The sequence below is a fragment of the Streptomyces sp. NPDC040718 genome (genome assembly GCF_055593565.1).
In genome coordinates this window covers 294,020-319,858 of sequence record NZ_JBVIXO010000002.1, presented here as the reverse complement: position 1 = coordinate 319,858, position 25,839 = coordinate 294,020, and the positions used below count along the sequence as shown (strand labels likewise).

Below are 25,839 nucleotides of genomic sequence, written 5' to 3'. Positions count from 1 at the left end.
CATCGCCGTGTCCACCTTTCGGCTCGGCTTCCGGGGGGTCCTGCGGAGTCCTACGCGGACCCGGTCTCGTCGGCGGGCTTGGAGCGCTCGTACAGCTCGAACCAGATCGACTTGCCCGCGCCCCTGGGGTCCACGCCCCAGGTGTCGGCGAGCATCTCCATCAGCAGCACCCCGCGCCCGCTGGAGGCCATTTCGCCGGGGTGCCGTTTGTGCGGCAGCTCGTCGCTGCCGTCGGCGACCTCCACGCGCAGCCGCCGGGTGCCCAGCTCGCCGGCCGCCTCCGCGACCAGCAGCGCGTCCCCGTCGGTGTGCACCAGCACGTTGGTGACCATCTCGGAGACCATCAGCTCCGCCGAGTCCACCTGTTCCGGGTCCGCCCAGTCGTGCAGCAGCTCCCGGATCTGGCGGCGGGCGCCCGCGATCCGCTCCGGCTCGGCCTGGGCCACGGTCAGCACCGTGCGCCGGGCGGGCCGGGACGGGTTCAGCGGGCCGGTCCCGCAGCCGCAGCCGGCGCCCTCGCGGCAGAGCAGCACCACGGCTATGTCGTCCTCGCGGCGGTCGGCGAGCGGGCCGGTGGTGTGGTGCGAGGAGGGCCCGTGCACGGCCTGGACCAGCAGGTCGGCGAGGCGCTCCAGGTGTCCGGCGGTGAGTCCGGAGCCCGCGGCCGTGACGCCGTCGCCGCCGGGCCCGTACGTCTCCGCGTCGGCCTCCAGGATGGCCCGCAGCCGGGCCCAGCCGGTGTCGAGGTCGTGGCCGCCGGTCTCGATGAGCCCGTCGGTGCACAGCATCATCGTCTCGCCGGGTTCCAGGGTGAACCGTGTCGTCGGGTAGTCGGTGTCGGGGACGATGCCGAGCGGGAGGCCGCCGGCGGTCGGCCGCATCAGGACGGTGCCGTCCGTCATCCGGATCGCCGGGTCGGGGTGGCCGGCGCGGGCCACCTCCAGCGTGCCGGTCTCCGGGTCGCATTCCACGTAGAGGCAGGTCGCGAAGCGGGGGCTGAGGTAGTCGGACTCGCCGCCGGGCCCGCGCTCGCCCGCCCCGGCCTCCGCTTCCTCCTCCTGGGAGGAGCAGAGTCCGGCGAGGAAGCGGGAGGCCCGGGAGAGCACCGCGTCGGGCCGGTGGCCCTCGGACGCGTACGCCCGTACGGCGATCCGCAGCTGGCCCATCAGGCCGGCGGCCCGTACGTCGTGCCCCTGGACGTCGCCGATGACCAGGGCGAACCGTCCCGAGGGCAGCGGGATCATGTCGTACCAGTCGCCGCCGACCTGGAGCCCGCCGCCGGTGGGTACGTAGCGGGCGGCGATGGTCATCCCGGGGATCTCGGGCCCCAGCTGCGGCATCATCGACCGCTGGAGCCCGGTGGTCAGCTCGCGCTCGGACTCGGCGACGCCGGCCCGCTGGAGGGCCTGGGCCAGCATCCGGGCGACCGTCGTCAGCACGGACCGCTCGTCGGGGGAGAAGGTCACCGGCTGCTTGAAGGCGGCCATCCAGGCCCCCATGGTCCGCCCGGCCACGATCAGCGGCAGGAAGGCCCAGGAGACCCGGCCGAAGGGCTCGGCCAGCGGCCAGGTGACGGGGAAGCGCCGCTCGTACTCCTCCGGGGTGGGAAGGTAGATCGCCCGGCCGGTGCGGACGACCTCCGCGGCCGGGTAGGCGGTGTCCAGGACCATGTCCGTGAAGGGGGCCTCGTCGCCGGGGGCGTGCCCGTGGTGGCCGATGACCGACAGCTTCTCGCCCGCCACCCCGAAGACCGCCAGCCCGTCGGGGCTGAAGCCCGGCATGGACAGCGAGGCCGCCACCCGCAGCACCTCGGCGGTGGACCGGGCCTCGGCGAGCGCCCGGCCCGCGTCGAGCAGGAAGGCCTCGCGGGAGCGCCGCCAGTCGCCGGTGATCGGGGTGTGGACGGCGGTGGTGCCGGGCTGCGGCTCGGCGATCTCCTGGATGGTGCCGATCAGCTCGTAGTCGACGCGGCCGTCGGCCGTCCGGTTCTCCAGGGGTTTGGAGCGGCTGCGTACGGTGCGCAGCACGCGCCCGTCCTCGTCCATGATCCGCAGCCGGGCCTCGGCGAGGGTGCCCTCGGCGACGGCGAGGCTGACGATGCCGTTGATCTCGTTCCAGTCGACCGGGTGGAAGCGCGAACGCACCGCGACCTCGGGCAGGACGACGGGCTCGGCGGGCAAGCCGAGCAGCCGGGCGGCCTCGCTGTCGAGGGTGACCGTCCCGGAGGCGTTGTCCCATCGCCACAGGCCGGTCGCGATGGCGGCCAGGACGTCCTCGGTGCGCACCCGGTCATCTTTACAGGTCATCCCGTCGACCTGCCTGTTCGGGAGCCTGCCCGGGCGCGCCCGCGCGGTGCCCCGCCCGGACGGTAACCTTGGGACGGTTGAATCCACCCTGGTATCGCGTAGAACTGGATGACTGATGCATCGGTACAGGTCCCACACGTGCGGCGAGCTCCGTGCCTCTGACGTCGGCACCGACGTCCGGCTGAGCGGCTGGCTGCACAATCGTCGAGACCTGGGCGGCATCCTCTTCATCGATCTGCGCGACCACTACGGCATCACGCAGCTCGTCGCCCGCCCCGGCACCGCGGCCGCCGACGTCCTGGACAAGCTGTCCAAGGAGACGGTCGTCCGGATCGACGGCAAGGTCGTCTCCCGCGGCACCGAGAACGTGAACCCCGACCTGCCGACCGGCGAGATCGAGATCGAGGCCGCCGAGGTCGAGGTGCTCGGCACGGCCGCCCCGCTGCCCTTCACGATCAACACCGACGACGGTGTGAACGAGGAGCGCCGCCTGGAGTACCGCTTCCTCGACCTGCGCCGCGAGCGCATGCACCGCAACATCATGCTGCGGTCGGCGGTCATCGCCTCCATCCGCTCGAAGATGGTGGCCCTCGGCTTCAACGAGATGGCGACGCCGATCCTCACCGCGACCTCCCCCGAGGGCGCCCGTGACTTCGTCGTCCCGTCCCGCCTGAACCCGGGCAAGTTCTACGCCCTGCCGCAGGCCCCGCAGCAGTTCAAGCAGCTGCTGATGATCTCCGGCTTCGACCGGTACTTCCAGATCGCGCCCTGCTTCCGCGACGAGGACGCCCGCGCCGACCGCTCGCCGGGCGAGTTCTACCAGCTCGACGTGGAGATGTCCTTCGTCGAGCAGGAGGACGTCTTCCAGCCGATCGAGCGCCTCATGACCGAGCTCTTCACCGAGTTCGGCGGCGGCCGCCCGGTCACCTCGCCGTTCCCGCGGATCCCGTTCCGCGAGTCGATGCTGAAGTACGGCAACGACAAGCCCGACCTGCGCGCCAAGCTGGAGCTCGTCGACATCACCGACGTGTTCGAGGGCTCGGAGTTCAAGGCGTTCGCCGGCAAGCACGTGCGTGCGCTGGCCGTCCCGGACACCGCCGCGCAGCCGCGCAAGTTCTTCGACGGCCTCGGCGAGTACGCGATCTCGCTGGGCGCCAAGGGCCTGGCCTGGGTCCGCGTCGGCGAGGACGGCGCCCTGACCGGCCCGATCGCCAAGTTCCTCACCGAGGAGAACGTCAAGGTCCTCACCGAGCGCCTCGGCCTCGCGGCCGGGCACGCGGTGTTCTTCGGCGCGGGCGAGTTCGACGAGGTCTCCAAGATCATGGGCCCGGTCCGGGTCGAGGCCGCGAAGCGCGCGGGCCAGTTCGAGGAGAACGTCTTCCGCTTCTGCTGGATCGTCGACTTCCCGATGTACGAGAAGGACGAGGAGACCGGCAGGATCGACTTCTCGCACAACCCCTTCTCGATGCCGCAGGGCGGCATGAAGGACCTGGAGGAGAAGGACCCGCTCGACATCCTGGCGTGGCAGTACGACATCGTCTGCAACGGCATCGAGCTGTCCTCCGGCGCCATCCGCAACCACGAGCCCGAGGTCATGCTGAAGGCCTTCGAGATCGCCGGTTACGAGGCCGAGACCGTCGAGCGCGAGTTCGCCGGCATGCTGCGCGCCTTCCGCCTCGGCGCCCCGCCGCACGGTGGCATCGCCCCGGGCGTGGACCGCATCGTGATGCTGCTGGCCGACGAGCCGAACATCCGCGAGACCATCGCCTTCCCGCTGAACGGCAACGCCCAGGACCTGATGATGGGCGCGCCGACGGTGCTGGAGGAGACCCGCCTGCGCGAGCTGAACATCGCCCTGCGCAAGCCGGTCGAGACGAAGGCCGCCGACGCGAAGCCGGTCGCGGAGGCCGTCCACCCGGACGCCGCGCGCTGACGCTGCCGCTCCTGTAGCGGGAAGGGCCCGGGATCCTCGGATCCCGGGCCCTTCGGCGTTCCTGCCGTGCCGGTCAGAACCGGTCGAGGATGCCCTTGAGGAGGGCGGCCGAGGCCAGTTCGGCGGGGGCCGGGCCGGCGTGGAAGAAGCCGGCGTTCTCGGCGTCCAGCTTGCGCAGGAAGTCGAAGGCCTTGGCGTCGTGGTCGCCGAACGCGACGAACTGCCAGTGGACGCCGGGGGCGGCGGCCGCCGCGTCGGCGATGGCCTGGCGGGCGGGGCGGACGTTGTCGGGCGCGCCGTCGGTCTGGAAGACGACCAGGGCCGGGCCCTCGCCGCCGTCCTTCTGGTACCGCTCGACGACGGCCTCGACCGCTACGTGGTAGCTGGTGCGGCCCATCCGGCCGAGCTCGGCGTGGCGGTCCTCGACCCAGGCCGCGTCGTGCGCGTCGAGGGTGAGCTCGGCGGTGCCGTCGAGCTCGGTGGAGAAGAACACCGTGTGCACGGTGGCCTCCTCGTCGAGGTGCGCGGCCAGGGCCAGGGCGTGGTCGGCGAGGTACTGGGCGCTGCCGTCCTTGTAGAAGCCGCGCATGGAGCCGGACCGGTCCAGTACGAGGTACACCTTCGCGCGGGCCCCGGCCTTCCCCTTGGCCCGCAGCACCTGTCCGGCGGCCTTGTACGGCCCGGAGACGCCGGCGGCCCGCCGCCGGACCGCTGCCGCGGCGATGGCGGGACCCTCGGCGGGCTCCGCCTGCGTGTCCGCCTGCGTGTCCGCCTGCGGCGACGCTTCGGGGGTCACGAGGGCCCCGTCCTCGGGCTCCGGCTCGGTGTCTTCAGCGGCCGCGGCGGCGGCGAGGGGCTCGGCCGGGGCCTGCGGCGCGGTGGCCTCGGCGTCGGCAGGCTCGGGGTCGGCCTCAGGCGCGGTGGCCTCGGGCTCCGCCTCTGCGGCGGGTGCCCCGGCGGGCTCGGCCTCCGGCTCCGGTTCGGCGGCCGGCTCGGCCTCCGGCGCGGCGGCCTCGGCGGCCGGCTCGGCCGCGGGCTCCGCCTCGGCTACCGGCTCCGGCTCGGCGGTGGGTTCGTCCTGCGCCTGAACGCTGTCTTCGGCGTCGGCCTGGGCCTGGGGCTCCGCCTCGGCGGTGACCGGCTCGGCCTCGGCGGCGGGCTCCGCCTCCGCGGCGGGTGCCCCGGCGGGCTCGGCCTGCGGCGCGCTGTCTGCGGCGTCGGCCTGGGCCTGGGGCTCCGCCTCGGTGGGGGCCGAGGCGTCGGCCGGCTCGGCTTCCGCAGCCACGGGCTCGGTCACGGGCTCCGCCTCGGCTTCGGGCTCCGCGGTCACGGGCTCGGCTTCGGCGGCGGTCTCGGCCTGTGCCTCCGGGGCGGGGGCTGCCGCCTCGGCCGCGAGCCGCTCGGCCTCGGGCTCCGCGGCGGCGGGCCGGGTCTCGGCGACCGGCTCCGGCTCGGCTTCCGCAGCCACGGGCTCGGTCTCCGTGACCGGGTCGGCGGCGGTCTCGGCCCCGGGTTCCGCCGGGGCAGCGGGTTCGGCGGCGGCCTGAGGCTCGGCGTCGCCCTCGGCGGCGGTCGGCTCCGCCTCACCGGCCGGGGCGTCCTGCGCCTCCGGCGGGGTCGGCTCGGCCTGGGACGGTACGTCGACGGGGGTCGCGGGGGCTCCCGTGCCGCCCTCCGTGACCGCCGGCTGCTGCGGCCGGCGGGCTTCCGGGACCGTGGGGTCGGCCGTCGGGGCCGGGGCTGCGGTGAGCAGCGTGCCCGGCTCGCGGTCGCGCGGCGCGGACTGCGGCGGGACCGTCGGGTTGTCGAAGGACGCCGCCACCAGTTCGGCGGCCGCGTCCAGGGGGGTCCGTTCGGCCTGGCTCGGGAGGGCCGCCGAAGGGGCGTCCGACGTCTCGGGGACCGGCTCCGCAGTCCGTCCGAACACCTTGCGCAACAAGCTCCGAATACCCATGGGCCAGGCCTTTCGCATGAGTGCGTGCGTCATTTGTCCGTGCTGCGCGGTTGATCCCTGCCCAGAGTGGACACGTAAGGTTATCGGCCCCTTGGCTGGAACTTCGGCAGGGGCGCCTTTCGTGGCGCCCGGCCTTCCACACAACCGGACCCCTCCTGCGAACTGCCCCTCCGCCGTGCCGGGTTCATCCACCGTTCATCCCCGCGCCGCCGCATCGGCGCAACCCGCGCCTACCGTCACGGCTGGATTCGTACCGACACGTCGTCGGCGCAGTGCACTCACCGGAGGACACCCTCGTGCGCAAGCTCCTGCCGTTCATCGGCAACCCGCATGGCAGCGGCCGTTCCGCTCTCACCTGCCGCTACCGCTGCGGCGACGCATGCTTCCACGAGGTGCCCAACACCAGCGACAACGAGTACGTCGGCGACGTCATAGCCCGCGCCTACACCCGCCGCTCGATGCTGCGCTCCGCCGCCGTCGTCACGGTCGCCACCGCCGCCGGCACCGCCGTCACCCTCGGAGCGGGCGGCGGCCAGAGCGCCAGCGCCGCGCCCGTGTCCGACGCCGAGGCCAAGCGCGCGGGCGAGGCCGCCCGCGGCCTGCGCTTCAAGCCCGTCGCCCCGAACACCGACGACAAGGTCACCATCCCCGAGGGCCACGAGCAGAACGTGGTGATCCGCTGGGGCGACCCGATCCTCAAGGGCGCCCCGGGCTTCAACTCGGACAAGCAGACCGCCGCCGCCCAGGCCGGCCAGTTCGGCTACAACAACGACTTCCTCAGCCTGCTCCCGCTCGGCGGCAACTACGAGCGCCAGCAGCTGCTCGTGGCCAACCACGAGTACACGGACGAGAACCTGATGTTCAAGGGCTACGACCCGGCGAACCCCACCCGGGAGCAGGTCGAGATCGCCTGGGCCGCGCACGGCCTGTCCGTGGTCGTCGTCCAGGAGGACCACCGCAGCGGCAAGCTGACCGCCGTCAACCGCCACCAGCTCAACCGCCGCCTGACCGCGACCAGCGAGTTCCGGCTGACCGGCCCGGCCGCGGGCAGCGCCCTGCTGAAGACCTCCGCCGACGCCACCGGCACCAAGGTGCTCGGCACCCTCAACAACTGCGCCGGCGGCACCACCCCGTGGGGCACCACCCTCCACGGCGAGGAGAACTTCAACCAGTACTTCGCCAACGCCGGCCAGGTCACCGACCCCGCCCAGGCCGCCCGCCTGAAGCGCTACGGCGTGACCTCCGGCGCCTCCGAGCGCAAGTGGGAGCGCTTCGACAAGCGCTTCGACGTCGCGCAGGAGCCCAACGAGCCGCACCGCTTCGGCTGGGTCGTCGAGCTCGACCCGTACGACCCGAACTCCGTCCCGCGCAAGCGCACCGCGCTCGGCCGCTTCAAGCACGAGGCCGCCCAGCCCCGCGTCACCGAGGACGGCCGCCCGGTCGTCTACATGGGCGACGACGAGCGCTTCGACTACTTCTACAAGTTCGTCTCCTCGAAGCGGATGATGAAGGGCAATTCGCGCGCGGCGAAGGAGCACAACCTCACGCTGCTCGACGAGGGCACCCTCTACGTCGCCAAGCTGACGGGAGACTCCCCGGCCGCCTCGATCGACGGCTCCGGCAAGCTCCCCTCCGACGGCGAGTTCGACGGTTCCGGCGTCTGGATCAAGCTGGCCACGGCCTCCCCCTCCGGCAACGTCTCGCACGTCGAGGGCATGACCGCCGAGGAGGTGTTCGTCTTCACCCGCCAGGCCGGTGACAAGGCCGGCGCCACCAAGATGGACCGCCCCGAGGACGTCGAGCCGTCGCCGCGCACCGGCCGCGTCTACATCGCGCTGACCAACAACACCGACCGCGGCAAGCCCGGCAAGGCCGGCGCGGACGAGGCCAACCCGCGCAACCTGAACAAGCACGGCCAGATCCTGGAGCTCGCCGAGAACTTCGACGACCCGGCGGGCGACGGCTTCGCCTGGCGGCTGTTCCTGGTCGCCGGCGACCCGAACGACCCGGCCACCTACTTCGCGGGCTTCCCGAAGGACAAGGTCAGCCCGATCTCCTGCCCGGACAACGTGGCCTTCGACCCGCACGGCAACCTGTGGATCTCCACCGACGGCAACCAGCTCGGCTCGCACGACGGCCTGTACGGCGTCGCGACGTTCGGCGAGCGCCGCGGTGAGTTGAAGCAGTTCCTCACGGTTCCGCGCGGTGCCGAGACCTGCGGCCCGCTGGTCCAGGACCGGCGCGTGCTCGTCTCGGTCCAGCACCCGGGCGAGATCGACGGTGCGTCCGTGGAGAAGCCGCAGTCCGTGTGGCCCGACGGTCCGGGCAAGATCGTCCGCCCGGCCGTGGTGTCCGTGTGGCGCAAGGACGGCAAGAACATCGGCGTCTGAGCGGGCCGTTCGGCGAGGCGGGTCAGTCCGGCTCCGGCAGCCGTCCCACCGGCAGCCGGAGCGTCGTCAGCGCACCCCCGTCCGGGGCGTTGGCGAAGCCCAGCCCGATCTCCAGCACGGCCGCCTGGCCCGCCGCGATCGTCAGGCCCAGCCCGTGGCCGCGACCGCGCCCGGGGTCCCCGGTGCGGAACCGCTTCGGGCCCTGCTCGATGAGCTCGGCGGGATAGCCGGAGCCGTGGTCGCGGATCACCACCACGGGCCCCTCCACCGTCACCACGACCGGTGGCCGCCCGTGCTTGTGGGCGTTGACCAGCAGGTTGGCGAGGATCCGGTCCAGGCGGCGGCGGTCGGTGAACACCACCGCGTCCCGCAGGATCCGTACCTCGGCGGGCAACCGGGTCCCGGCGACGGCCCGTTCCACGGCCCGGCCCAGTTCCACCTGGGCCAGGTCGGCCCGCTCCACCCCGGAGTCGAGCCGGGAGATCTCCAGCAGGTCCTCGGTGAGCAGGTGCAGGGCCTTCAGCCGGTCGTTGATCATCTCCTTGGGCCGTCCCTCGGGCAGCAGCGAGGCGGCCGCCAGTGAACCGGTCAGCGGGGTGCGCAGCTCGTGCGCCACGTCGGCGGTGAACCGCTTCTCCGCCTCCAGCCGTTGCTGGAGCGAGGCGGCCATCGAGTCCAGCGCCTGGGCGACGTCCCGTACCTCGTCGTGGTAGCGGCGCGTCCCGGGTCCGGTGTCCGCGGGGAACGCCACCCGGGCGTCGAGGTCCCCGGCGCTGATCCGGCGGGCGACGGCGGCGGCCGTCGCGAGCCGGCGGCTGATCCGGTTGGCGAGGAACACGCCGGCCAGGGCCACCACCCCGGCCGCGACCGCGGAGGAGGCGAGGATCGCGGTGTCGATGTCGCGCAGCCGGTGGCGCGTGTTCTCGTACGGGATCCAGACCGCCAGGGCCTTCCGGTCGGCCGGCCCGGCGGCCCACATGACGGGTTTGCCGTCCTGGGTGCCGACCATGCTGCCGGTGTGCCCGCGGGCGACGAGTTCGCGTAGCGGTCGGGGCAGGCCGGGCGGGTCCAGGGCGACGTTCACGTCCCCGTGCGAGGTGCCGTACTCGTAGTGGCCGAGGGCGTGGTCGAGGTCCCGTTCGACGTCCTTGCGGACCTCGCCTGCGACCTGCCGCGAGACCACGTTGTGCACCAGGATCCCCAGCGCGGCGGCCACCGTGCAGCACACCAGCGTGGTGGTGAGGGCGATCTTCCAGCGCAGGCTGCTCAGCGGGCGCATCGGGCCCTCCCCTCGCTCAGCGGGACGTCCGTGATGGCCGGGCAGTCGTCGAGGGTGAGCTGCGTCAGGCTCATGCTGCGGGCCTTCGGGTCCCACACGTAGTCGGAGACGGAGATGTAGGCCGGGTTCGAGGTCGGCTCGCGGACCGCCAGGTGCTCGGCGGCCACCTCGACCCCTTCCAGCACCCCGCGCCGGGCCAGGATCCGGGCGATCCTCCCGTCGTCCCGGACGGTGTACACGCGCAGCTCGCTGACCCGGCCGTCCACGTCGATGGCGGTGATCAGCTCGTCCTTGCCGTCCCCGGTCAGGTCGTGGAGGACGCCGGGGCGGACCGGGCAGTACGGGCCGCCGTCCACAGCCTGTGTGCAGAGCGCGAGCCGCTGGGCGGCCCGGGGGTCGACGAGCCGGCCGGTGCCTCCGTCCTCGGCGACGGCGGAGGTGATGTCGGCCCGTACGACGGTCAGCGCGTCCACGCCGTGCATGCCGGGGCCGGCCGGCCCGGGGAGCCCGGGCACCACGGCCGCCGCCCCGGGCTGCTGACCCGGGCCCGGCGGGTCGGGGCGGTACGCCTTCCACAGGGTCTTGGGGGCGTGCACGGTGCCGAGGTCGCCGGAGCTGCGCAGCCCTTCCACGTCGGCGCAGCCCGCCGTGGCCGCCAGGAGGGCGGCGAGGGCCAGCGCGTGGGGGCTCCGCATGTACCGATGCTCCCCCGACCCCGCCCTCCCGGCCCGACCACTGCTCCATCCGGGCTCGCCACCCGGACCGGCCCCGCCCCGGGTCAGGACGGGGGGTGGGAAACGGCTCGGGCCGCCGCCAGTTCGTGGTGGACCGGGGCCAGGACGCCGGCCCCGTCGTCCTCCGGCGGTGTGTCCACGCGGACCGGCGTCGGGCTGCTGCGCACGCGCTCGGCGAGTTGGCGGAGCTCCCGCGCGATCCGGTCGACCTCGCCCGCCGCAGGCGGCTCGGCGCCGTGGTTGACGCGTACCCGCGCGGCGGTGGTGGCGTCGACGATGCGTTCCACGGCCACCACCAGCGGCCACCACGCCGCGGCCCGGCTCCCGGTCGGCGGCGGCTCGGTCAGGGCCCGCTGGAACTCGCTGCGCACTCCCGACAGGTCGCGGTAGATGCGGCGCCGGGCCTGGAGGCGGGACTGCCGGGCGGCGCGCAGCTCGGCGTCGTCCGCGACGGGGGCGAAGGCCCGCTCCACGTAGCGGGCGGCGTCGTCGACGGCGTCGGCGAGCCGGTCCCCGATCCGGGTGTGCCAGCTCTCGGGCCACAGCAGGTAGCCGGCGACCAGGACGATGGCGCAGCCGATCAGGCTGTCGAGCAGCCGGGGCAGGATGAGGTCGAAGCCCTCGTGGTTGAGCTGGTCCGACAGCAGCAGGATCACGGGCGTGATGGCCGCGGTCTGGAAGGCGTACCCCTTGGCGGAGAACACCGGGATCAGTGCGGCGAGCACCATCATCACCGGTACGTCCCACCAGCCGCGCGGCACCTCGGAGAGGACGGCGGCGGCGAGGACCAGCCCGGCCGCCGTGCCCAGGGCGCGCAGGACCGCGCGGGAGAAGACCGAGCCGAAGTCCGGTTTCAGGACGAAGGTGACGGTCAGGGCCACCCAGTAGGAGCGTTCCACCTCGATCAGGGAGACGAGGGACTGGGCGAGGCCGATGCACAGGGCGAGGCGCAGCCCGTACCGCCAGGAGGCCTCGGACAGCATCATGTCGCGCACCCCGCGCCGGGCCCGGACGCGCAGGGCGGCGGGCCGGCCGAGGCGGTCGTCGACGTTGTACGGGTCCGGTTCGGCGAGGTGCACGATGGCCGCGGCGTGCCGCAACGCGGAGTCGATGGCCCGCTCGGACGGGGTGTGCGGAGCGGGCAGGGTGAGGACGGGGGTACCGGTGCGGCCCTCTTCGACGGCCGCGGCCAGTTCCCGTACGGCCGCCGGGACCTCCGGCGGCAGCGGGCGGCCCCGCAGGTGGGCGGCCGGCGCGGCCTCCGCGAGCGGGATCAGCACGTTCAGCTGGGCCAGCATCCGCAGCAGGGAGGGGCTGCGCCCGTGCACCCTGGCCCGGCGGCCGAGGACGAGGTCGTAGGCCTGGTTGAGGGCCTGGGTGACCTGCCGGCGGCGGTCGTCGTAGACGTCCTGGGGTCCGCCGCAGGCTTCCAGGGCGTCGGCCAGTGCCCGGTAGGTGGCCGCGACGGCGGCCCGTTCGGGCTGCCGGCCGCGCAGGGGCCAGGCCAGCAGGGTCAGCGCGAGCACGAACAGGCCGCCGGCGGTGAGCAGCAGTGGCGCGGTCCACCAGGGCTGGGGCATCGGCAGGCCGGCCCCGACGACGGCGTTGAGCAGGAGCAGCAGCCCGGACACGGAGGCGACCGAGCCGATCGAGGAGATCATCCCGGAGACGAGGGCGACGAGGGTGAGGACCGCGACGGCCAGCCAGCCGCGTCCGTAGACGAGGGTGCCCACGGCCACCCCGATGGCGCCGAAGGCCTGCGGGACGGCGATGTTCAGGACCCGCATCCGGTAGGCGTCGGCGGTGTCGCCGAACACTCCGGCGAGGGCGCCCATGGCGACGAGCGCCCCGTACTCGGGCTCTTGGAGGGCGAAGCCGACGGCGAGCGGGACGGCCATCGCGATCCCGGCGCGGGCGGCCGCCGCCCAGGGGACGGGCGCGCTGCTGGGCCGGAGTCCCGCGAGCAGCCAGGTGGGGGGAGCCAGGGGGTGGAGCCGGGGTCGCCCGGACGGTATGTGCTCGGTGCGTCGTTCGGTGGTCATTCCGCTTCCGTGTCGCCGCTCGCGAATCGGTCGTTCTGGGGAGTTCTGCGGAGGATGGGTACCTTCCGAGCTTATGGGGTGCGGCGCAGCCGGCCCACCAGCCATGCGGCGAGCGCGGTGGCCAGCCCGACGGCGAGGACCACCCAGGCGGTGGTCCGCAGGAAGGCGGTGAGCGCGTCGTACACGGCCGCGGCGGCGGGCCGGTCGACGTCGGAGGGCAGGTCGTCGAGCGTGATGCGGCGGCACACGCCCACGGCCGTCCAGAGCAGTACGGCGCCGACCGCGAGTCCGGCGCCGGTGGCGAGGACGGCCCGGCGGCGCCGGACGGCGACGGCCACGGCCGCCACCGCGAGGAGCACCGTCAGCACGGGAAGCCAGACTCCGGCGATCTGGAGCACGTGGAACCCCTCCCGGAGCGCGCCGAGGTTGTCGTATTCCATGACCTTCACGGAGAGGTGGGTCTCCGGGATGCGGTCGGCGAAGGGCACGTCGTCCGCCATCAGTTCCTCCTTGACCTGCGCGATCACGGGCGCGAGGTCGACGCTGACGGCGTCCCCGTGGCCGGTCTTCAGGGCGTCGAGGAAGGCGGTGTGCGCGGCGCGGTTGGCCGTCTCCCAGGCCTTCCGGTAGGCGGGGGTGCCGGCGAAGGAGCGCAGGGCGTCGCCGATGAGGGCGTCGACGGCGCCTTGGAAGGGGCCCGCGTCGATCTGTCCGGACAGGGCACGGGTGGCCTGGGCGACGACCACCTCCTGTACGGCCGGGTCCTTGGCCAGCGGGGCCATGGCCGCGGTGTAGTGGTCGGCGTCGCCCAGCCGGCGGTCGGCCCAGTACGCGACGGCGCTCGCGGGCACGAGCAGGGCCACGAGCACGATGAGGGCCGCCGACAGGTAGGTGCGCACGTCACCAGGGAATGCCGGGTGCCGATCGGGGCGCCACCCGTGCTGCTGCGTCCGGGGCCCGGATTCCCTCCGGGAGCGCGGTCCGCGCCGCCCGGACGAGTGATCCACTTGCCGCTCCCCGGTGCCGGGTGTGCCCTTGAGGGTGGAAGAGAGGAGCCCCGCCATGGCACATGCGGCACCCACCGTCCCCCGGCGGCACCGCCCGATGACGTCGGCGGACGCGGACCGGCACACCGACCGGAACCGCCTGACGCGCGCGCTGCTCATGGGCCTCGTGTACGGGGTCTGGGCGGCCTTCATCAAGCGCCAGATGGGCCCGGTCGACGCGGGCAACGTGTTCTACGGGATCCTGTGCGGCGTGATCTTCGCGGCGATCATGTTCACCCTCGCGAAGGTCGGCCCGAGGCTGAAGCGGGAGCTGCACGCCGCCGCGTACGGGGTCTTCGCCGGCATCGCCGCCGGCTACCTCCACAGTCTGACCAACGAGTCGGTGCTCCGGGCCACCAGCATCGGCCTGTTCGTGGGCATCGGCGTCGGGATCGCGGCCTTCTACCGGTACTACACGCGGGAGGACTGAGTCCGGCCGGCGCCGTCGCGTGTCGCCGCGCGCCGTTACGCCGCCGAGCCGGCGGGCTGGTCCGGCCGCGGCTGCGGCTGCGCCTGCTCGCTCGCGGAACCGGACTCGGGCTCGGCGGCGGGCTGCGGGACCGACCGGTCGGCGAGGGTCCGGTCCGCGCGCGGGCCGTCCTGGCCCTCCTTCCGGGCCGGCGGGGAGAAGCGGGCCGCCTCCGCGCGGAGCATGGCGTTCAGGGCGGCGTAAGGGTCGATGGGCATGGCGGAACCTCACGGGTGCTTCGGGGGTGTGGGGGGTCGCGTACGCTGCTCGGCCCGCTCAGCAGCGCAGGACCACACTCCGTACCGTCCGCCGGGACAGGGCCGGTGCGGCCGTCCCGTACGAGGCCGCGCGGGCGGATTCGTCCGCGTGTTTCACGTGAAACATCCGAGGCGGCAGATGGCGTACGGCCGGCGCCACACGTTCGGCCGTACGCAGCGCCGAGCGTCCGACGGGATCCCCGGCCGGCTCCGACTTGCCCTCGGTGGGATCGGCCGGTGCCGAGGAGGCGGGGCGGGGCTCCGCGCCGGCCGTGGCCGTCGCCGCCGGACCGACGCCGAACAGGCACAGCAGCGCCACACAGGCCACCGTCAGGGCCCGCGCCAGCGCCGTCCGCGCGCACCGCGCACCGTTCATGGGGCCTGCATGCCCCGACACGCCGGGCAACTCTCCGCGGACCCCCAAGAAGCCGCCGACCGGGGGACGAAGACACCCCCCACGGCTGACTCAGCCGGTGCGCAGCGGCCCCGTCAGCCGGGCCAGGACGGAGGTCTCGCCGCTGACCAGCCGCAGCCGGGCGAGGCCGGTGTCTCCGGCCCGCGACGTGACCGAGTGGGGGGAGACCCGCTCGACGGTGAACACGGCCGTACGGTGGTCCGCGCGCGGGATCTCGATGACACGGCCCCGCCGCAGCCCGGCGAGCGGGAGCCCGTCGCCGGTGACCACGGCGGTTCCGGCGGAGCCGGGAGCCGGGCCGTCGGTGTCCCAGCCCGCCCCGCCCTCACCGTCATGCGGGCCCCTGGCCAGCGGGAGGTCCACGCCCAGGCTGGGGATGCGCAGCCGCAGCGGCCGCGACGCCCGCATCGGCGGCACGGACACGGTCCGGCGGTCCGTGCCGGGACCGTGCGCACCGGACTGCTCCAGCCCGCGTACGAGCCGGCGGTGCCCGGACAGGCCCAGGGCCCGGGAGGGCAGCGCGTCGGTGACGCTCGCGGCGGCGGGCTCGGCGCCCGCGCTGCCGCGCAACAGGCCGACACCGGTACAGAGCAGAGTGACCGTCAGCGCGGCGGCGGCCCACTGGGCGCGGGACATGGCGTTCCTCCTGTCCGGCTCGGGCGGCCGGTTCCTGTGAGCAGTGGACCGCTCCCCGCGCACCCGTACATCGCCGCCCGCACCGGAAATGACGGCGCGTCATGTGCCCTCCACGCCCCGGCGTCCACGTCCTCCCAGCTGGCGGCGGGTGCGCGGGCCGTACGCGCCGGACCGGGCCGCTACGCCCGAACGGGTGAGGGGGCGACGCCCGGGAGCGGCCGGGCCGGCCAGTCCAGCAGGCGGGCGCCGATCACGGCCGTCTGGAGGGTGTACCGCTGCACGGGGTCCCCCGGGTCGGTCCCGGTCAGCCGGTGGATCCGCTCCAGCCGGTAGGTCAGCGCCCGCACGCTGAGGTTCAGCCGCCGGGCCGCCTCCGCGGCCACGCACCCCGAGTCGAAGTACGCGGTCAGCGTGTCCAGCAGGGGTGCCGCGCCGCCGCGTCCGGCCCGCAGGGGCCCGAGCGCGGTCAGCACCAGCTCGGCCAACGCCGCCCGGTCGCGGATCAGTACCGGGAAGACCAGCAGGTCGGCGGCGCGCAGCAGCGGGCCCTCGAGTCCGAGCCGGTCCGCGACGCCGAGCGCGTCGAGGGCCTCCGCGTACGAGGTCGCGGCACCGGCGGCGCCGGGGTGCGGGCGCCCGAGCGCGACGAGCCCCCGTCCTTCGGACTCCGCGTGTGCCAGTCGCGCGAAGCGGGCCGGTATCTCGTCCCGCCCGCCCGGTGCGACGCAGACGAGCCGGCCGTCCTTGGTGGCGAGCAGGAAGTCCCGGTCCCCGGAGCACCCGGCCAGGGCCGACTCCAGGCGGCGCTGCTCCGGGCCCCCGTCCTCGTAGGGCAGGGGGCCGTGCGCGACGGCCACGGCGTGCGGCCGCGCCGGGTCCAGTCCGAAGCGGGCGGCCCGTTCGGCGAGCCGGCCGGGGTCGCCCCCGCCGAGCAGCAGGTCGTCGACGAACTCCCGGCGGGCCGCCGCTTCCCGGTGCGCGGCGGTGCCGTGGGCCCGCTCGTAGCCCTCGGCGAAGGCGTCCACGGCCTGTTCCACCACCGCCAGCAGGTGGTCGGGGGCGGGGCGGCCGCCGAGGGCGGTGCGGGTGGCGGCGAGGTGTGCGCCGATGAGGTTCCGCAGGCCGTAGCCGGCTCCGGCGGCCCGTTCGCCGAGCGCGCGGCGGGCGTCGAGCTCCTCCCGTCCGGGGTGCCGGCCGGTGGCCGAGGCGTCCGCGAGCATGCGTACGTAGCCGTCCAGATACTCCTCGGGTATGTCCCGCCCTGACTCCACACCAGCTCCCCGGTCCGCTCCGAACGAACCGTCATTCTCCCCCGCATCAAGATCAACTCGTCTGGGAGGGCGGCGGGCGGGGGGAGGTGAGGTGGGGTCAGGCCACCACCAGCGCCACCGCCGCCGCCCCCATGAGGGCGGCGGCGAGGTGCATGACGGGGTGGCCGTAGTCCCCGAACCAGAGCTGGCGGGCCAGCCCGCCGAGGGCGGCCAGGGCGCTGATGACGCCGATCTGGGCGAGGAGGGTCGCGGCGGTGAACGGGGCCAGGGTCAGCAGTACCGAGTTCAGCCAGAACGGCGCGGCGCCGGTCCAGCCCCGCCATTCCCGGATCGCGGACTGCATCGCCGGATCCCACCTCCACACCCGTCACACGCGCAACAGGCGTCGCGCTCAACTCATCGGCTGTACAGCCTCCTTGGGTGCGGCGGCCGGGGCAAGAGCGCGTTCGGCTAGAAAACCGAAGGCCAGGCCGAAAGTCGTCCACAGCGCTGTCTGGATGGCCAGCGACGCGAGACGGAACTGCCAGATCAGCGCGGCCGGGAAGTCGGCGGGCACCTCGTTGATCCCGGGCAGCAGCGCGTACGAGACGCCCACCGCGGCCACGAAGGCCAGCGAGGCCGCCACGGAGGCGTTCCCGTTGCCCAGGCGCGGCGCGAGCCGGCGCCCCAGGATCAGCGCGCCCGCCGCCAGCAGCGCGCTCAGGGCGATCATCAGCAGGTAGAGGGAGGTCCGCCGGGCGGCCGTGTCGGGGTCCCCGACGGCCGGCGGGTTGGCGGGGTACTTGAAGAACGGCACCAGGGTCACGGTGACGAACAGGGCGCCGGTGACCAGGGCCGCCGTGGCCCGGGCGCCGAAGCGCCCGATCCGGCCCAGGGCGAAGCAGTAGACGAGCGCGGCGATGCCGCCGAGGGCGACCCCGTACAGCAGGACGCCGGTGCCGAGGCCGGCCGTGGCCTGGAGGGCCCGGCTGACCGGGGCGTCCTCGGCGCCGTGGTCGTGGCCGGCCGCGAGGTGGCCGGCCTCCTCGATGGCGATCGCCGCGTCCACCTTGGACTCGCCGAGGAGGTAGGCGACGAGGAAGGCCGCGACGCCCGCGAGCAGGCCGGCCAGCATGCCCCGCACCAGCAGGACGCGGGGGGAGACGGTGTTCACGCATGAACCCCTTGGGTGATCGTGAGGGAGATCGGAAGGGGGTCAGTGGCAGGGGAAACCGAGCAGGTGGCGGCCGTCGTGCAGCCACTCGTGGACGGTCTCGCCCTGGAAGACGGCGGTGGCGCCCTGCTCGATGCCGACGAAGTACAGCAGGACGAGGGCCAGGACCGCGGCGAAGGCGGCCCAGGGGGCCAGCGCGGAGAGGGAGATGGGGGCGACGGCGGCGGGCGCCGAAGCGGACACGGCGGTGTGTGCCATTGCAGAACCTCCAGGGGGAACACGCGTCCCGGTCAGTGGTGCTCTGTTCGAAGGAGGCGGGTCTGACTTTCCTCCCGGGGGTGCCGCGGGAGGATTCACAGTGGCGCGACCGTGCCGGATTCTCACCGGTGCTTCCGTCATACCTTCGTCATGTCGTCCGAGACCGTACCGCGCCCGTGGCTTGAACACCACGGCGCGTGGACGCCGTTTCACGCCCTGGGCGTGCGCTCTACGCTCCCCGCATGTCATCCGTACGCGTACACCTCGCCACACCCCCGCTCGACGCCGCCGGCCGCCAGGGGCGGTTCGGGTACGGGGACCCGTGCCCCGGCCACGCGGGCCTGGCCGGGCCCGCCATGGGGGACTGGGCGGGCCGGACCCTCGAAGAGGTGGCCGCCGAGGACCCGGAGGGCGTCCGGCGCTGGCTCACGGACCCGGGATACGCGCCCCCGGGCGGCGGGGAGCCGGTGGCGGCGCTGATCACCCGGACGGGTGAGTACCTGGCGGGCCTGGGCCCCGGCCGGCACCACGCGGTCGTCGAACAGGCCGTCGTACGGGCGGTGGTGGTGGCCGCGCTGGAGCTGCCGGCCGCGGCCTTCTGGCGGCTGGACGTGCGGCCGGACACCGTGACCTCCCTCAGCGGGCGGGCGGGCCGCTGGAACCTCCTCGTCGGACAGGCCCGGTAGCCCCCGCCGGGAATGCCGGACGCCCCGGAACGCCGAACGGCCCGGACCCCGCGACGCGGTCCGGGCCGGACGGGACGGCTGTCGCCGTCGCCGTGGACGGGTTAGGCGACGATCCAGTCGGAGGTCGCGATGACCGGCTGCACGCCGTCACGGTGGACGGTGCCCTCGATCAGGCCGTACATGCGGTCCGCGGCGAAGTACACCTCGTTGTCGTTCTTGAGGCCGAAGGGCTCCAGGTCGACGAGGAAGTGGTGCTTGTTGGGCAGGTTGAGGCGAACCTCGTTGACCTTGGGGCAGTTGTCCAGCACCCGCTCGGCCATCTGGTTCAGGGTCTGCTGGAGCGAGTAGGAGTACGTCTCCGCGAAGGCCTCCAGCATGTGCTTGCGGACCTTCTTGTACGACTGGTCCCAGTCGTACCCGGCGTCGTCGCCGGCCAGCGCCGAGTGCGCCCAGCGGGCGGTGACCTTGGTCGCCAGGATGCGGTCGTACGCCTCCTGGAGGGTCGTGTACTTGTCCTTGATGAAGCCGTGGAACTCGGAGTTGGTCGAGTTCATCACCGTCAGGTCCTTCAGACCCGAGATGACCTGGAGACCGGTGGTCTCGCTGTAGGTGATCTGCGCGGTGCGCACCTCCTGGCCCTTGCGGACGAAGGAGTGCTGCTCCTTGCGGGTCGGGACGGGGATCCGCTCCCAGGCGAACTCCTCGATGCGGATCTGTGCCTCGCGGATCGGGGCCTGGGAGGAGACGAAGTGCTTGGCGAGGAGGATGCCGAAGGCCTCGGGGGAGGCGATTCCGTGCTCCTTGCCGAAGGCGTACACCGTGTTCTTGGTGGTGTCGGTCGGCAGGCAGTTGGCGTTGTCGCCCGTCAGATGGACGTCGCGGAACTCGCCGCGCAGGGCCACGGAGACGTTCAGGTCGCGGATCTCGGCCCAGGAGCCGTCGCTGCCCTTGCGGGTTACCACGACGATGCGGTTCTCGGCCTTGCCGTACTGGTTCTGGCCCAGGACGTGCTTGCTCATGCTGTCTTCCTTCGGGTACTCGGGAACACGGAGTCCGTTGTTCTGGATCCCGTACGCCCGGCGTCCAGCGCCCGCCCTCCAGGAGGGCGTCCCGCTCCCCGCCGTTCGGCCCCGGAGGACCGCCCCGGGACTGACGTGCATCCCGGTCCGTAGGTGCTGATTCGTACTGAAGTACTGACGGGATTGCACCATGTGTGCGGCGGGTTGACCACCGCACGGAACATCCGAACACCAGCGCCCACGGATTGGGTGACCGCACAAGCTCGCAGGTCAGACCATGTGCGCATCCGTGACCGACAGGGCCTCGTCGAGGATCGCCAGGCCCTTGGCCACGTCCTCGGCCGAGATGTTGCAGGGCGGGGCGACGTGGATGCGGTTCCCGGCGAGGAGCGGCCACAGGCCGCCCTTCTTCAGGGCCGCGCCGAAGGCGGCCATCGGCGCGTTGTCGGCGCCCGAGGCGTTGTACGGGACCAGCGGCTCGCGGGTCTGCGCGTTCTTCACGAGCTCCAGGGCCCAGAAGGTGCCCATGCCGCGGACCTCGCCCACGGAGGGGTGGCGTCCGGCGATCTCGCGCAGTCCGGGCCCCAGCAGCTCGGCGCCGGTGCGCGCGGACTGCTCGACGATGCCCTCCTCGGCCATGGTGTTGACCGTCGCGACGGCCGCGGCGCAGGCCAGCACGTGCCCGGAGTACGTCAGACCGCCCGGGTAGGGCCGGCGGGCGAAGGTCTCGGCGATGGCGGCGGAGATGGCGACGCCGCCGAGCGGCACGTAGCCGCTGGTGATGCCCTTGGCGAAGCAGAGGAGGTCGGGGGTGACGTCCCAGTGGTCGGCGGCGAACCAGGCGCCGGTGCGGCCGAAGCCGACCATGACCTCGTCCAGGATGAAGACGATGCCGTGGCGGTCGCAGAGCTCGCGTACGCCCGCCAGATAGCCGGCCGGGGGCACCAGCACTCCGGGGGCGCCGCCGACGGTCTCCAGGATGATCGCGGCGATGGACTGCGGCCCCTCGAAGACGATCGTGTCCTCCAGGTGGCGCAGGGCGCGCTCGCACTCCTCGGCCTCGGTGGCCGCGTGGAAGGGCGACCGGTAGAGGAACGGGCCCCAGAAGTGGACGACGCCGGCGGTCGCGCCGTCGTTGCCGAAGCGGCGGGCGTCGCCGGTGAGGTTGATCGCGGTGGTGGTCGCGCCGTGGTACGAGCGGTACGCGGACATCACCTTGGGCCGGCCGGTGTGCAGCCGGGCCATGCGCACGGCGTTCTCCACGGCCTCGGCGCCGGCGTTGGTGAAGAAGATCTTGTCGAGGTCGCCGGGGGTGCGCTCGGCGATCAGGCGCGCCGCCTCGGAGCGGACGTCGACGGCGAAGCCGGGCGCGAGGGTGCAGAGCTTGGCGGCCTGCTCCGCGATGGCGGCGGCCACCTTGGGGTGCTGGTAGCCGATGTTGGTGTAGACGAGCGCGCTGGAGAAGTCGAGGTAGCGGTTGCCGTCGTAGTCCCAGAAGTACGATCCCTCGGCCCCGGCCACGGCGAGCGGGTCGATGAGCTCCTGCGCCGACCACGAATGGAAAACGTGGTTCCGGTCTGCTTCTTTGACTGCGTCTTTCACGGCCGCGAGGGCGTCGGCTTCTGCGTTCATATATCGAGGGTAGTTGTCCAGGATGTGGACGCCGGGCTGCCTCGGGTACGACACCCCCCGCGGGCGACTTGACGGATCCCGGGGCGAGTCCTCGACGGGTCCGAAGGTCCCGCATAGCGTCCCTCGAACCGGCCGCTCCACGGGGGAGAACGGCCGAAAACCCATGGTGGGAGCCCTCCTCGGCCCCACCGGGACCGTCGGGGGCGGCTTCGGGCCGCCGCCGGTGCGCCCTCGATCCGCCGTCGATCCGCCGTCCCGGCGTCCGTCGATCCGCCGTCGAGGGCCCTTCGAGGCCGTCGGCCGGGCCCGCCGCGTGCGGGCCCGGCCGACGTGTCCGGCGGGCGGCGCGGGGCGCCGAGGTGACCGCTCACCGCCGCGCGTCACGCTCTCGGCACCGACTCGGCAGTAGCGTGGGGTCCGCGCGGGATTTGTCCGTCCCGGCCGGGGGTAGGTGCGGCGCCGGGGGAGCGCGTCGGAGACGGGAGAGCCTGTGGCGGAACAGACGCGGCGGCTGGTCCTGGGCGGCGCCACGGCAGGGGTCGTGGCCCGGTGCCGGGACTTCACCCGCAGGGCCCTCACCGACTGGCTCTGGCCCGAGGGCTCGGAGGCCGAGGAGGACCTGCTCCTGCTGGTCTCCGAGGTGGTCACCAACGCCTGCCTGCACGCGGGCGGCCCCCGCGAGCTGGTGCTGCGGCACAGCCCCGGCCTGCTGCGGGTCGAGGTGAGCGACGACAGTTCCGAGGTGCCGGTGCGCCGGGCGGTGCGGGACCGCTCCCGGCCGGGCGGCCACGGGCTGGTACTGCTGGAGCGCCTCGCCAAGAACTGGGGCTCCGTGCCGGCGGCGGACGGCCGCCCCGGCAAGACGGTCTGGCTGGAGGTGACGGCCCCCGCGGCCCCCGCGCCCCCCGTCGGCGCCCCGCACCCGTGACCTCTGTTCCCTGCCCCCTGCGCCGGCTCCCCTACGGCCCTGACCTGCCCGGTAGCCGGGCCCAAGAGCCGCCCGGGCCGCTGGAGCCCCGTCCCCGAGCCGCCCGGCAGGGCCTACGCGTCGGTGAGGAGGCCGCCGCGCAGCCGGGTCAGGGTGCGGTTCAGCAGCCGTGAGACGTGCATCTGGGACAGGCCCAGCCGGGCCCCGATCTCGGACTGGGTCAGCTCCTGCCCGAACCGCAGCGACAGCAGCTCCCGCTCCCGCTCGGGCAGCCCGGCGAGCATGGGCTTGAGGGACTCCAGGCACTCGATCCGGTCGTACGCGGGCTCCTCCTCGCCGAGCGAGGCCCGCTCCGCGGCCGGATCGCGCTCCGAGTCCTCCTGCACGGGCGCGTCCAGGGAGCGCGCGGAGTACGCGCTGGCCGCCTTGCGGCCCTCGCTGAACTCCTCCGGCGTGACGTTCAGCTCCTGCGCCATCTCGGCGTCGGTCGGTTCGCGGCCGAGGTCCTGCTCAAGGGCGTCATGGGCCTTCGCGCTGTCGATCCGCAGCTCCTGGAGCCGGCGGGGCACCTTCACCGCCCAGCTGGTGTCGCGGAAGAACCTCTTGATCTCACCGCTGATCGTGGGCATCGCGAAGGTGGTGAACTCCACCCCGCGCTCCGGGTCGAACCGGTTGATGGCCTTGATCAGACCGACGGTGCCGACCTGGACGATGTCCTCCATCGGCTCGCTGCGCCCGCGGAAGCGGCGGGCGGCGTACTTCACGAGGCTGAGGTTCAGCTCGACCAGGGTGTTGCGGACGTACGAGTAGTCGGCGGTGCCCTCGTCCAGTTCGGCCAGGCGGTGGAACAGGGCCGTGGAGAGGGCCCTGGCCTCCAGGGTGGCCACGTCCGTGCGGTCGGTGTGGTCCGCGCGGTCGGTGCCGTCGCCGCCGTCGGCGCGGGTCGTGAGGGGGGTGTGGTCGCGCTCGGTACGGTCCGTCATCGCTCTGCGCTCCTCCGACGGGCGGTCCCTGGTCGCGGGCCGGGGTCATGTGCTGCTGGGGCCGTCACCGTCCAGATGGATATACCCGTCCATAACAGCCGGTACCCGTACTTTCTTCTTCCCGGTGTTTCACGTGAAACCATGCGCTCGCCGAAATCCCTGGTCACAGGGGTGACAGGCCCGCTACGCCGCCAGGTCGTGCTCCGCCCGGGCCGCGATCCGGCGGCGCAGCAGCAGGACCGCCGCCGAGGAGAGCAGTCCGCCCGCCAGGGCCGTCCACCACAGGGCCGCCGGGCCGGCGCCCGCGTAGAGGGCCACGCCCAGCGTGAGGGCCGCGAAGCGGGCGACGCCCCAGGTCCAGCTGTAGGCGCCCTGGTAGCGGCCGCGGGCGTCGGCCGGGGCGAGGCCCGCGACCAGCGAGGCCGCGATACCGGCGACGACCACCTCGCCGAGCGACCAGAGCGCCACCGAGGCCGCGTAGCCGGCGATGCCGTCGGCGAGCCCCGTCGCCGCCACTCCGGCCGCGATCAGCGCGCTGCCGGCCGCCTGCACCGGGACCTGCGGCAGCTTCGCGAGCCGGGCGGTCACCAGCGGCTGGAGGCCCACCACGAGGACCGCGTTGACGGCCGCCATCGCCCCGTAGGCGGCGGGGGAGAGGCCACTGTCCCGCATCGCCAGCGGCAGGGCCACCTCGGTCAGCGAGTACACGAACAGCGCGATGCCGAAGAGCGGCAGCAGCGCCAGCATCAGCCGGTCGCGCAGCACGACCCCGTAGCCCAGGGTCCGTACGGCACCGTCGGCCGGTGCCTCCCGGCGCGGCTCCCGCAGCCGGACCGCGACGACGGCGGCGTACACGAGCAGGGTTGCGGCGTCGACGGCGAAGAGCAGCCAGTAGCCGTGCGCGGCGAGGAAGCCGCCGAGCACGCCGGCGACGGCGGTGCCGATGTTGACCCCCCACCCGAACAGCGCGTAGGCCCGCCGCCTGCGCTCCCCGTCGACGGCGTCGGCCATCAGCGCGTACGCGGCCGGGCCGACCAGCGCCGAGGCCGCGCTGAGCAGCAGTGCGGCCGCGCCCATCGTCAGCACCCCCGGCGCGAGGAACAGGGCGCCCTGTGCCGCGGCGGCGCCCAGCAGTCCGATGAGCATCGTCGGCCGGCGCCCGATCCGGTCGGCGAGCATGCCGCCGAGCGCGGGCCCGAGCAGGTTGCCCGCGCCGAGCGCGCCGAGGACGTACGAGGTCTCGGTGCCGGTGATGCCGCGGTCGGCCAGCAGGAACACGAGGAACGGGGTGACCAGGTGGCCGAGCCGGTTGACGACGGTGCCGGCGAACACGGTCCAGACGGTGGGCGGGAGTCCGCGGAAGGTGGAGAGCATGTGAGGAGCCTGCGGTCCGCCCCCGCCTCCCCGAACTGATTAAGCTCAGGCCGAATCCAATGGGCGGGCGAGGGGGCGGGGCCGTGGAGCCGGGCTTGAGTTTTTCGGCGAGGGACCTGGCACAGACCCGGTTCGCGGTCTCCCCGATGTGGGAGGTCGTCACCAGCTTCCGGCGGCTGCTGGACCCCGTCGAGCCGCGCCTGCACCGGAGTTGGGCCGCGCAGGTCCGGCCCCGGCTGGCGCGGGCGGGCCTGGGTCGGGGCTGGCTGGCCGAGCTGGTCCCGGCGCGCGGATACCTGGCGGACTTCCTCAACCCCACGCCGCCCGGGCCCTTCCCCGAACTGCCCGCGGAGCTGCGGGCCATCCGCGCGACCCCGCCCGAGCAGGTGCGCACCGACGTGGACGCGCTGGGTCCGGGGGCGGCGTCCTCGCCCCGGCTCAGGCAGCTGCGGGAGGAGCCGGAAGCGGCGCTGGAGAAGGTCGCGGCGGAGATCGAGCTGTACTGGGAACTGGCGCTGGCGCCCTACTGGGCCCGGATCCGCCAGGTGCTGGAGGCGGACGTCTTCCACCGGGCCCGGCAGGTCGCCGAGCACGGTTCGGCGTCCGTCCTGAACGAGCTGCACGAGTCCGTGCGCTGGGACGCGGACACCCTGCGCCTGGTCAAGCAGCACTGCGCGCTGACCCGCGACCGGGCCGGTGCCGGGCTGCTGCTGGTGCCCTCGGCCTTCGCCTGGCCCCGCGTACTGACCCGGTCGGTGGCCCCGGATCCGCCCCAGCTGGCCTACCCGGCGCGGGGGATCGGCACCCTCTGGGAGCCCCGGGCGACCTCCTCCGCCGACGCGGTGGCCGCGGTGCTGGGCCGCTCCCGGGCGCTGTTGCTGGCGGAGCTGGACACCCCGGCGTCGACCACGCAGCTCGCCCGGTACTGCGGGCTGTCGGCGGCCGGGGTCTCGCAGCACCTGACGGCCCTGCGCAACGCGGGCCTGGTCACCGCGCACCGGGCCGGCCGTTCGGTGCTGTACGCGCGTACGGCGATCGCGGACGCCCTGCTCACCGCCTGAGGCCGGCACCGCC

23 protein-coding genes are annotated in these 25,839 nt (G+C 73.9%); 6 read left to right on the top strand and 17 right to left on the bottom strand.

The genetic code is table 11. From position 1 onward, the window contains the following. Positions 1-50 precede the first annotated feature (50 nt). Positions 51-2,285 carry a SpoIIE family protein phosphatase gene (locus ACZ597_RS06875; protein ID WP_471326781.1) on the bottom strand — a complete coding sequence of 745 codons (2,235 nt, stop codon included), beginning with the start codon at positions 2,283-2,285 and terminating at the stop codon, positions 51-53. Between the two features lie 136 nt (positions 2,286-2,421). Here ACZ597_RS06875 and aspS point away from each other — a divergent pair, with 136 nt between their 5' ends. Further along, the gene (gene aspS / locus ACZ597_RS06870; RefSeq protein ID WP_471325923.1) at positions 2,422-4,239 is read left to right on the top strand and encodes an aspartate--tRNA ligase; all 1,818 of its coding nucleotides are present in this window, start codon (positions 2,422-2,424) and stop codon (positions 4,237-4,239) included. Between the two features lie 73 nt (positions 4,240-4,312). Here the strand turns inward: aspS and ACZ597_RS06865 are convergent, their stop codons facing one another. After that, positions 4,313-6,193, bottom strand: a complete 1,881-nt coding sequence (locus tag ACZ597_RS06865; RefSeq protein ID WP_471325920.1) for a VWA domain-containing protein — start codon at positions 6,191-6,193, stop codon at positions 4,313-4,315. A 296-nt stretch (positions 6,194-6,489) separates the two neighbouring features. Between ACZ597_RS06865 and ACZ597_RS06860 the strand changes: the two genes are divergently transcribed. Beyond that, positions 6,490-8,583: a PhoX family protein gene (locus tag ACZ597_RS06860; protein ID WP_471325918.1), complete on the top strand. Its 2,094-nt coding sequence runs from the start codon at positions 6,490-6,492 to the stop codon at positions 8,581-8,583. A gap of 22 nt (positions 8,584-8,605) precedes the next feature. Here ACZ597_RS06860 and ACZ597_RS06855 read toward each other — a convergent pair whose 3' ends face one another. From ACZ597_RS06855 to ACZ597_RS06840, 4 genes are all read right to left on the bottom strand, one after another. Beyond that, positions 8,606-9,862 (bottom strand): ATP-binding protein, encoded by a 1,257-nt coding sequence (locus ACZ597_RS06855; protein ID WP_471325915.1) that lies wholly within the window; start codon positions 9,860-9,862, stop codon positions 8,606-8,608. Then, complete coding sequence (locus tag ACZ597_RS06850) at positions 9,850-10,557, bottom strand: hypothetical protein (RefSeq protein WP_471325913.1); 708 nt, start codon at positions 10,555-10,557, stop codon at positions 9,850-9,852. The genes ACZ597_RS06855 and ACZ597_RS06850 overlap by 13 nt, the downstream gene beginning before the upstream one ends. Positions 10,558-10,640: 83 nt before the next feature. Continuing rightward, positions 10,641-12,638, bottom strand: coding sequence for an FUSC family protein (locus ACZ597_RS06845; protein WP_471325911.1), 1,998 nt, complete (start codon positions 12,636-12,638; stop codon positions 10,641-10,643). Between the two features lie 71 nt (positions 12,639-12,709). Then, entirely contained in the window at positions 12,710-13,537 is an 828-nt protein-coding gene (locus tag ACZ597_RS06840; protein WP_471325909.1) for a hypothetical protein, read from the bottom strand. 163 nt (positions 13,538-13,700) lie between these two features. Between ACZ597_RS06840 and ACZ597_RS06835 the strand changes: the two genes are divergently transcribed. Beyond that, complete coding sequence (locus ACZ597_RS06835) at positions 13,701-14,114, top strand: hypothetical protein (protein WP_471325907.1); 414 nt, start codon at positions 13,701-13,703, stop codon at positions 14,112-14,114. Between the two features lie 35 nt (positions 14,115-14,149). On the opposite strand, the gene ACZ597_RS06830 is transcribed toward ACZ597_RS06835, so the two are convergent. From ACZ597_RS06830 to ACZ597_RS06800, 7 genes are all read right to left on the bottom strand, one after another. Continuing rightward, a complete protein-coding gene (locus tag ACZ597_RS06830) occupies positions 14,150-14,371 on the bottom strand; it encodes a hypothetical protein (RefSeq protein WP_471325904.1) in 222 nt (73 codons plus the stop codon). A 58-nt stretch (positions 14,372-14,429) separates the two neighbouring features. Next, complete coding sequence (locus ACZ597_RS06825) at positions 14,430-14,786, bottom strand: hypothetical protein (protein WP_471325901.1); 357 nt, start codon at positions 14,784-14,786, stop codon at positions 14,430-14,432. Between the two features lie 90 nt (positions 14,787-14,876). Continuing rightward, a complete protein-coding gene (locus tag ACZ597_RS06820) occupies positions 14,877-15,461 on the bottom strand; it encodes a class F sortase (protein ID WP_471325898.1) in 585 nt (194 codons plus the stop codon). A 179-nt stretch (positions 15,462-15,640) separates the two neighbouring features. Next, positions 15,641-16,681 carry a PucR family transcriptional regulator gene (locus ACZ597_RS06815; RefSeq protein ID WP_471326778.1) on the bottom strand — a complete coding sequence of 347 codons (1,041 nt, stop codon included), beginning with the start codon at positions 16,679-16,681 and terminating at the stop codon, positions 15,641-15,643. 148 nt (positions 16,682-16,829) lie between these two features. Further along, positions 16,830-17,075 carry a hypothetical protein gene (locus ACZ597_RS06810; protein WP_471325895.1) on the bottom strand — a complete coding sequence of 82 codons (246 nt, stop codon included), beginning with the start codon at positions 17,073-17,075 and terminating at the stop codon, positions 16,830-16,832. A 48-nt stretch (positions 17,076-17,123) separates the two neighbouring features. After that, entirely contained in the window at positions 17,124-17,885 is a 762-nt protein-coding gene (locus tag ACZ597_RS06805; RefSeq protein WP_471325893.1) for a CbtA family protein, read from the bottom strand. A 42-nt stretch (positions 17,886-17,927) separates the two neighbouring features. After that, on the bottom strand, positions 17,928-18,143 hold the full coding sequence (locus tag ACZ597_RS06800) for a CbtB domain-containing protein (RefSeq protein ID WP_125813272.1): 216 nt from the start codon (positions 18,141-18,143) through the stop codon (positions 17,928-17,930). Positions 18,144-18,385: 242 nt separating this feature from the next. On the opposite strand from ACZ597_RS06800, the gene ACZ597_RS06795 reads away from it, so the two are divergent. Next, the gene (locus tag ACZ597_RS06795; RefSeq protein ID WP_471325890.1) at positions 18,386-18,829 is read left to right on the top strand and encodes a histidine phosphatase family protein; all 444 of its coding nucleotides are present in this window, start codon (positions 18,386-18,388) and stop codon (positions 18,827-18,829) included. 101 nt (positions 18,830-18,930) lie between these two features. Here the strand turns inward: ACZ597_RS06795 and pucL are convergent, their stop codons facing one another. Then, positions 18,931-19,848, bottom strand: a complete 918-nt coding sequence (gene pucL / locus ACZ597_RS06790; protein WP_007265109.1) for a factor-independent urate hydroxylase — start codon at positions 19,846-19,848, stop codon at positions 18,931-18,933. A 270-nt stretch (positions 19,849-20,118) separates the two neighbouring features. Next, a complete protein-coding gene (locus tag ACZ597_RS06785; RefSeq protein ID WP_471325887.1) occupies positions 20,119-21,480 on the bottom strand; it encodes an aminotransferase class III-fold pyridoxal phosphate-dependent enzyme in 1,362 nt (453 codons plus the stop codon). 490 nt (positions 21,481-21,970) lie between these two features. On the opposite strand from ACZ597_RS06785, the gene ACZ597_RS06780 reads away from it, so the two are divergent. Then, positions 21,971-22,408 carry an ATP-binding protein gene (locus ACZ597_RS06780; protein ID WP_471325885.1) on the top strand — a complete coding sequence of 146 codons (438 nt, stop codon included), beginning with the start codon at positions 21,971-21,973 and terminating at the stop codon, positions 22,406-22,408. Between the two features lie 113 nt (positions 22,409-22,521). Here ACZ597_RS06780 and ACZ597_RS06775 read toward each other — a convergent pair whose 3' ends face one another. Both ACZ597_RS06775 and ACZ597_RS06770 read right to left on the bottom strand, forming a co-directional pair. Then, complete coding sequence (locus tag ACZ597_RS06775) at positions 22,522-23,391, bottom strand: SigB/SigF/SigG family RNA polymerase sigma factor (RefSeq protein ID WP_471325882.1); 870 nt, start codon at positions 23,389-23,391, stop codon at positions 22,522-22,524. Positions 23,392-23,574: 183 nt separating this feature from the next. Next, positions 23,575-24,765, bottom strand: coding sequence for an MFS transporter (locus ACZ597_RS06770; RefSeq protein WP_471325880.1), 1,191 nt, complete (start codon positions 24,763-24,765; stop codon positions 23,575-23,577). 59 nt (positions 24,766-24,824) lie between these two features. Here ACZ597_RS06770 and ACZ597_RS06765 point away from each other — a divergent pair, with 59 nt between their 5' ends. Further along, entirely contained in the window at positions 24,825-25,826 is a 1,002-nt protein-coding gene (locus tag ACZ597_RS06765; protein WP_471325877.1) for an ArsR/SmtB family transcription factor, read from the top strand. Positions 25,827-25,839 lie beyond the last annotated feature (13 nt).

Excerpts from the sequence above, each read along its gene's own strand:
- aspS (WP_471325923.1), top strand. The coding sequence starts at position 2,422 with ATGCATCGGTACAGGTCCCACACGTGCGGCGAGCTCCGTGCCTCTGAC.
- ACZ597_RS06865 (WP_471325920.1), bottom strand. The coding sequence starts at position 6,193 with ATGGGTATTCGGAGCTTGTTGCGCAAGGTGTTCGGACGGACTGCGGAG.
- ACZ597_RS06855 (WP_471325915.1), bottom strand. The coding sequence starts at position 9,862 with ATGCGCCCGCTGAGCAGCCTGCGCTGGAAGATCGCCCTCACCACCACG.
- ACZ597_RS06850 (WP_471325913.1), bottom strand. The coding sequence starts at position 10,557 with ATGCGGAGCCCCCACGCGCTGGCCCTCGCCGCCCTCCTGGCGGCCACG.
- ACZ597_RS06845 (WP_471325911.1), bottom strand. The coding sequence starts at position 12,638 with ATGACCACCGAACGACGCACCGAGCACATACCGTCCGGGCGACCCCGG.
- ACZ597_RS06835 (WP_471325907.1), top strand. The coding sequence starts at position 13,701 with ATGGCACATGCGGCACCCACCGTCCCCCGGCGGCACCGCCCGATGACG.
- ACZ597_RS06830 (WP_471325904.1), bottom strand. The coding sequence starts at position 14,371 with ATGCCCATCGACCCTTACGCCGCCCTGAACGCCATGCTCCGCGCGGAG.
- ACZ597_RS06825 (WP_471325901.1), bottom strand. The coding sequence starts at position 14,786 with ATGAACGGTGCGCGGTGCGCGCGGACGGCGCTGGCGCGGGCCCTGACG.
- ACZ597_RS06820 (WP_471325898.1), bottom strand. The coding sequence starts at position 15,461 with ATGTCCCGCGCCCAGTGGGCCGCCGCCGCGCTGACGGTCACTCTGCTC.
- ACZ597_RS06815 (WP_471326778.1), bottom strand. The coding sequence starts at position 16,681 with ATGCTCGCGGACGCCTCGGCCACCGGCCGGCACCCCGGACGGGAGGAG.
- ACZ597_RS06810 (WP_471325895.1), bottom strand. The coding sequence starts at position 17,075 with ATGCAGTCCGCGATCCGGGAATGGCGGGGCTGGACCGGCGCCGCGCCG.
- ACZ597_RS06800 (WP_125813272.1), bottom strand. The coding sequence starts at position 18,143 with ATGGCACACACCGCCGTGTCCGCTTCGGCGCCCGCCGCCGTCGCCCCC.
- ACZ597_RS06795 (WP_471325890.1), top strand. The coding sequence starts at position 18,386 with ATGTCATCCGTACGCGTACACCTCGCCACACCCCCGCTCGACGCCGCC.
- pucL (WP_007265109.1), bottom strand. The coding sequence starts at position 19,848 with ATGAGCAAGCACGTCCTGGGCCAGAACCAGTACGGCAAGGCCGAGAAC.
- ACZ597_RS06785 (WP_471325887.1), bottom strand. The coding sequence starts at position 21,480 with ATGAACGCAGAAGCCGACGCCCTCGCGGCCGTGAAAGACGCAGTCAAA.
- ACZ597_RS06775 (WP_471325882.1), bottom strand. The coding sequence starts at position 23,391 with ATGACGGACCGTACCGAGCGCGACCACACCCCCCTCACGACCCGCGCC.
- ACZ597_RS06770 (WP_471325880.1), bottom strand. The coding sequence starts at position 24,765 with ATGCTCTCCACCTTCCGCGGACTCCCGCCCACCGTCTGGACCGTGTTC.
- ACZ597_RS06765 (WP_471325877.1), top strand. The coding sequence starts at position 24,825 with ATGGGCGGGCGAGGGGGCGGGGCCGTGGAGCCGGGCTTGAGTTTTTCG.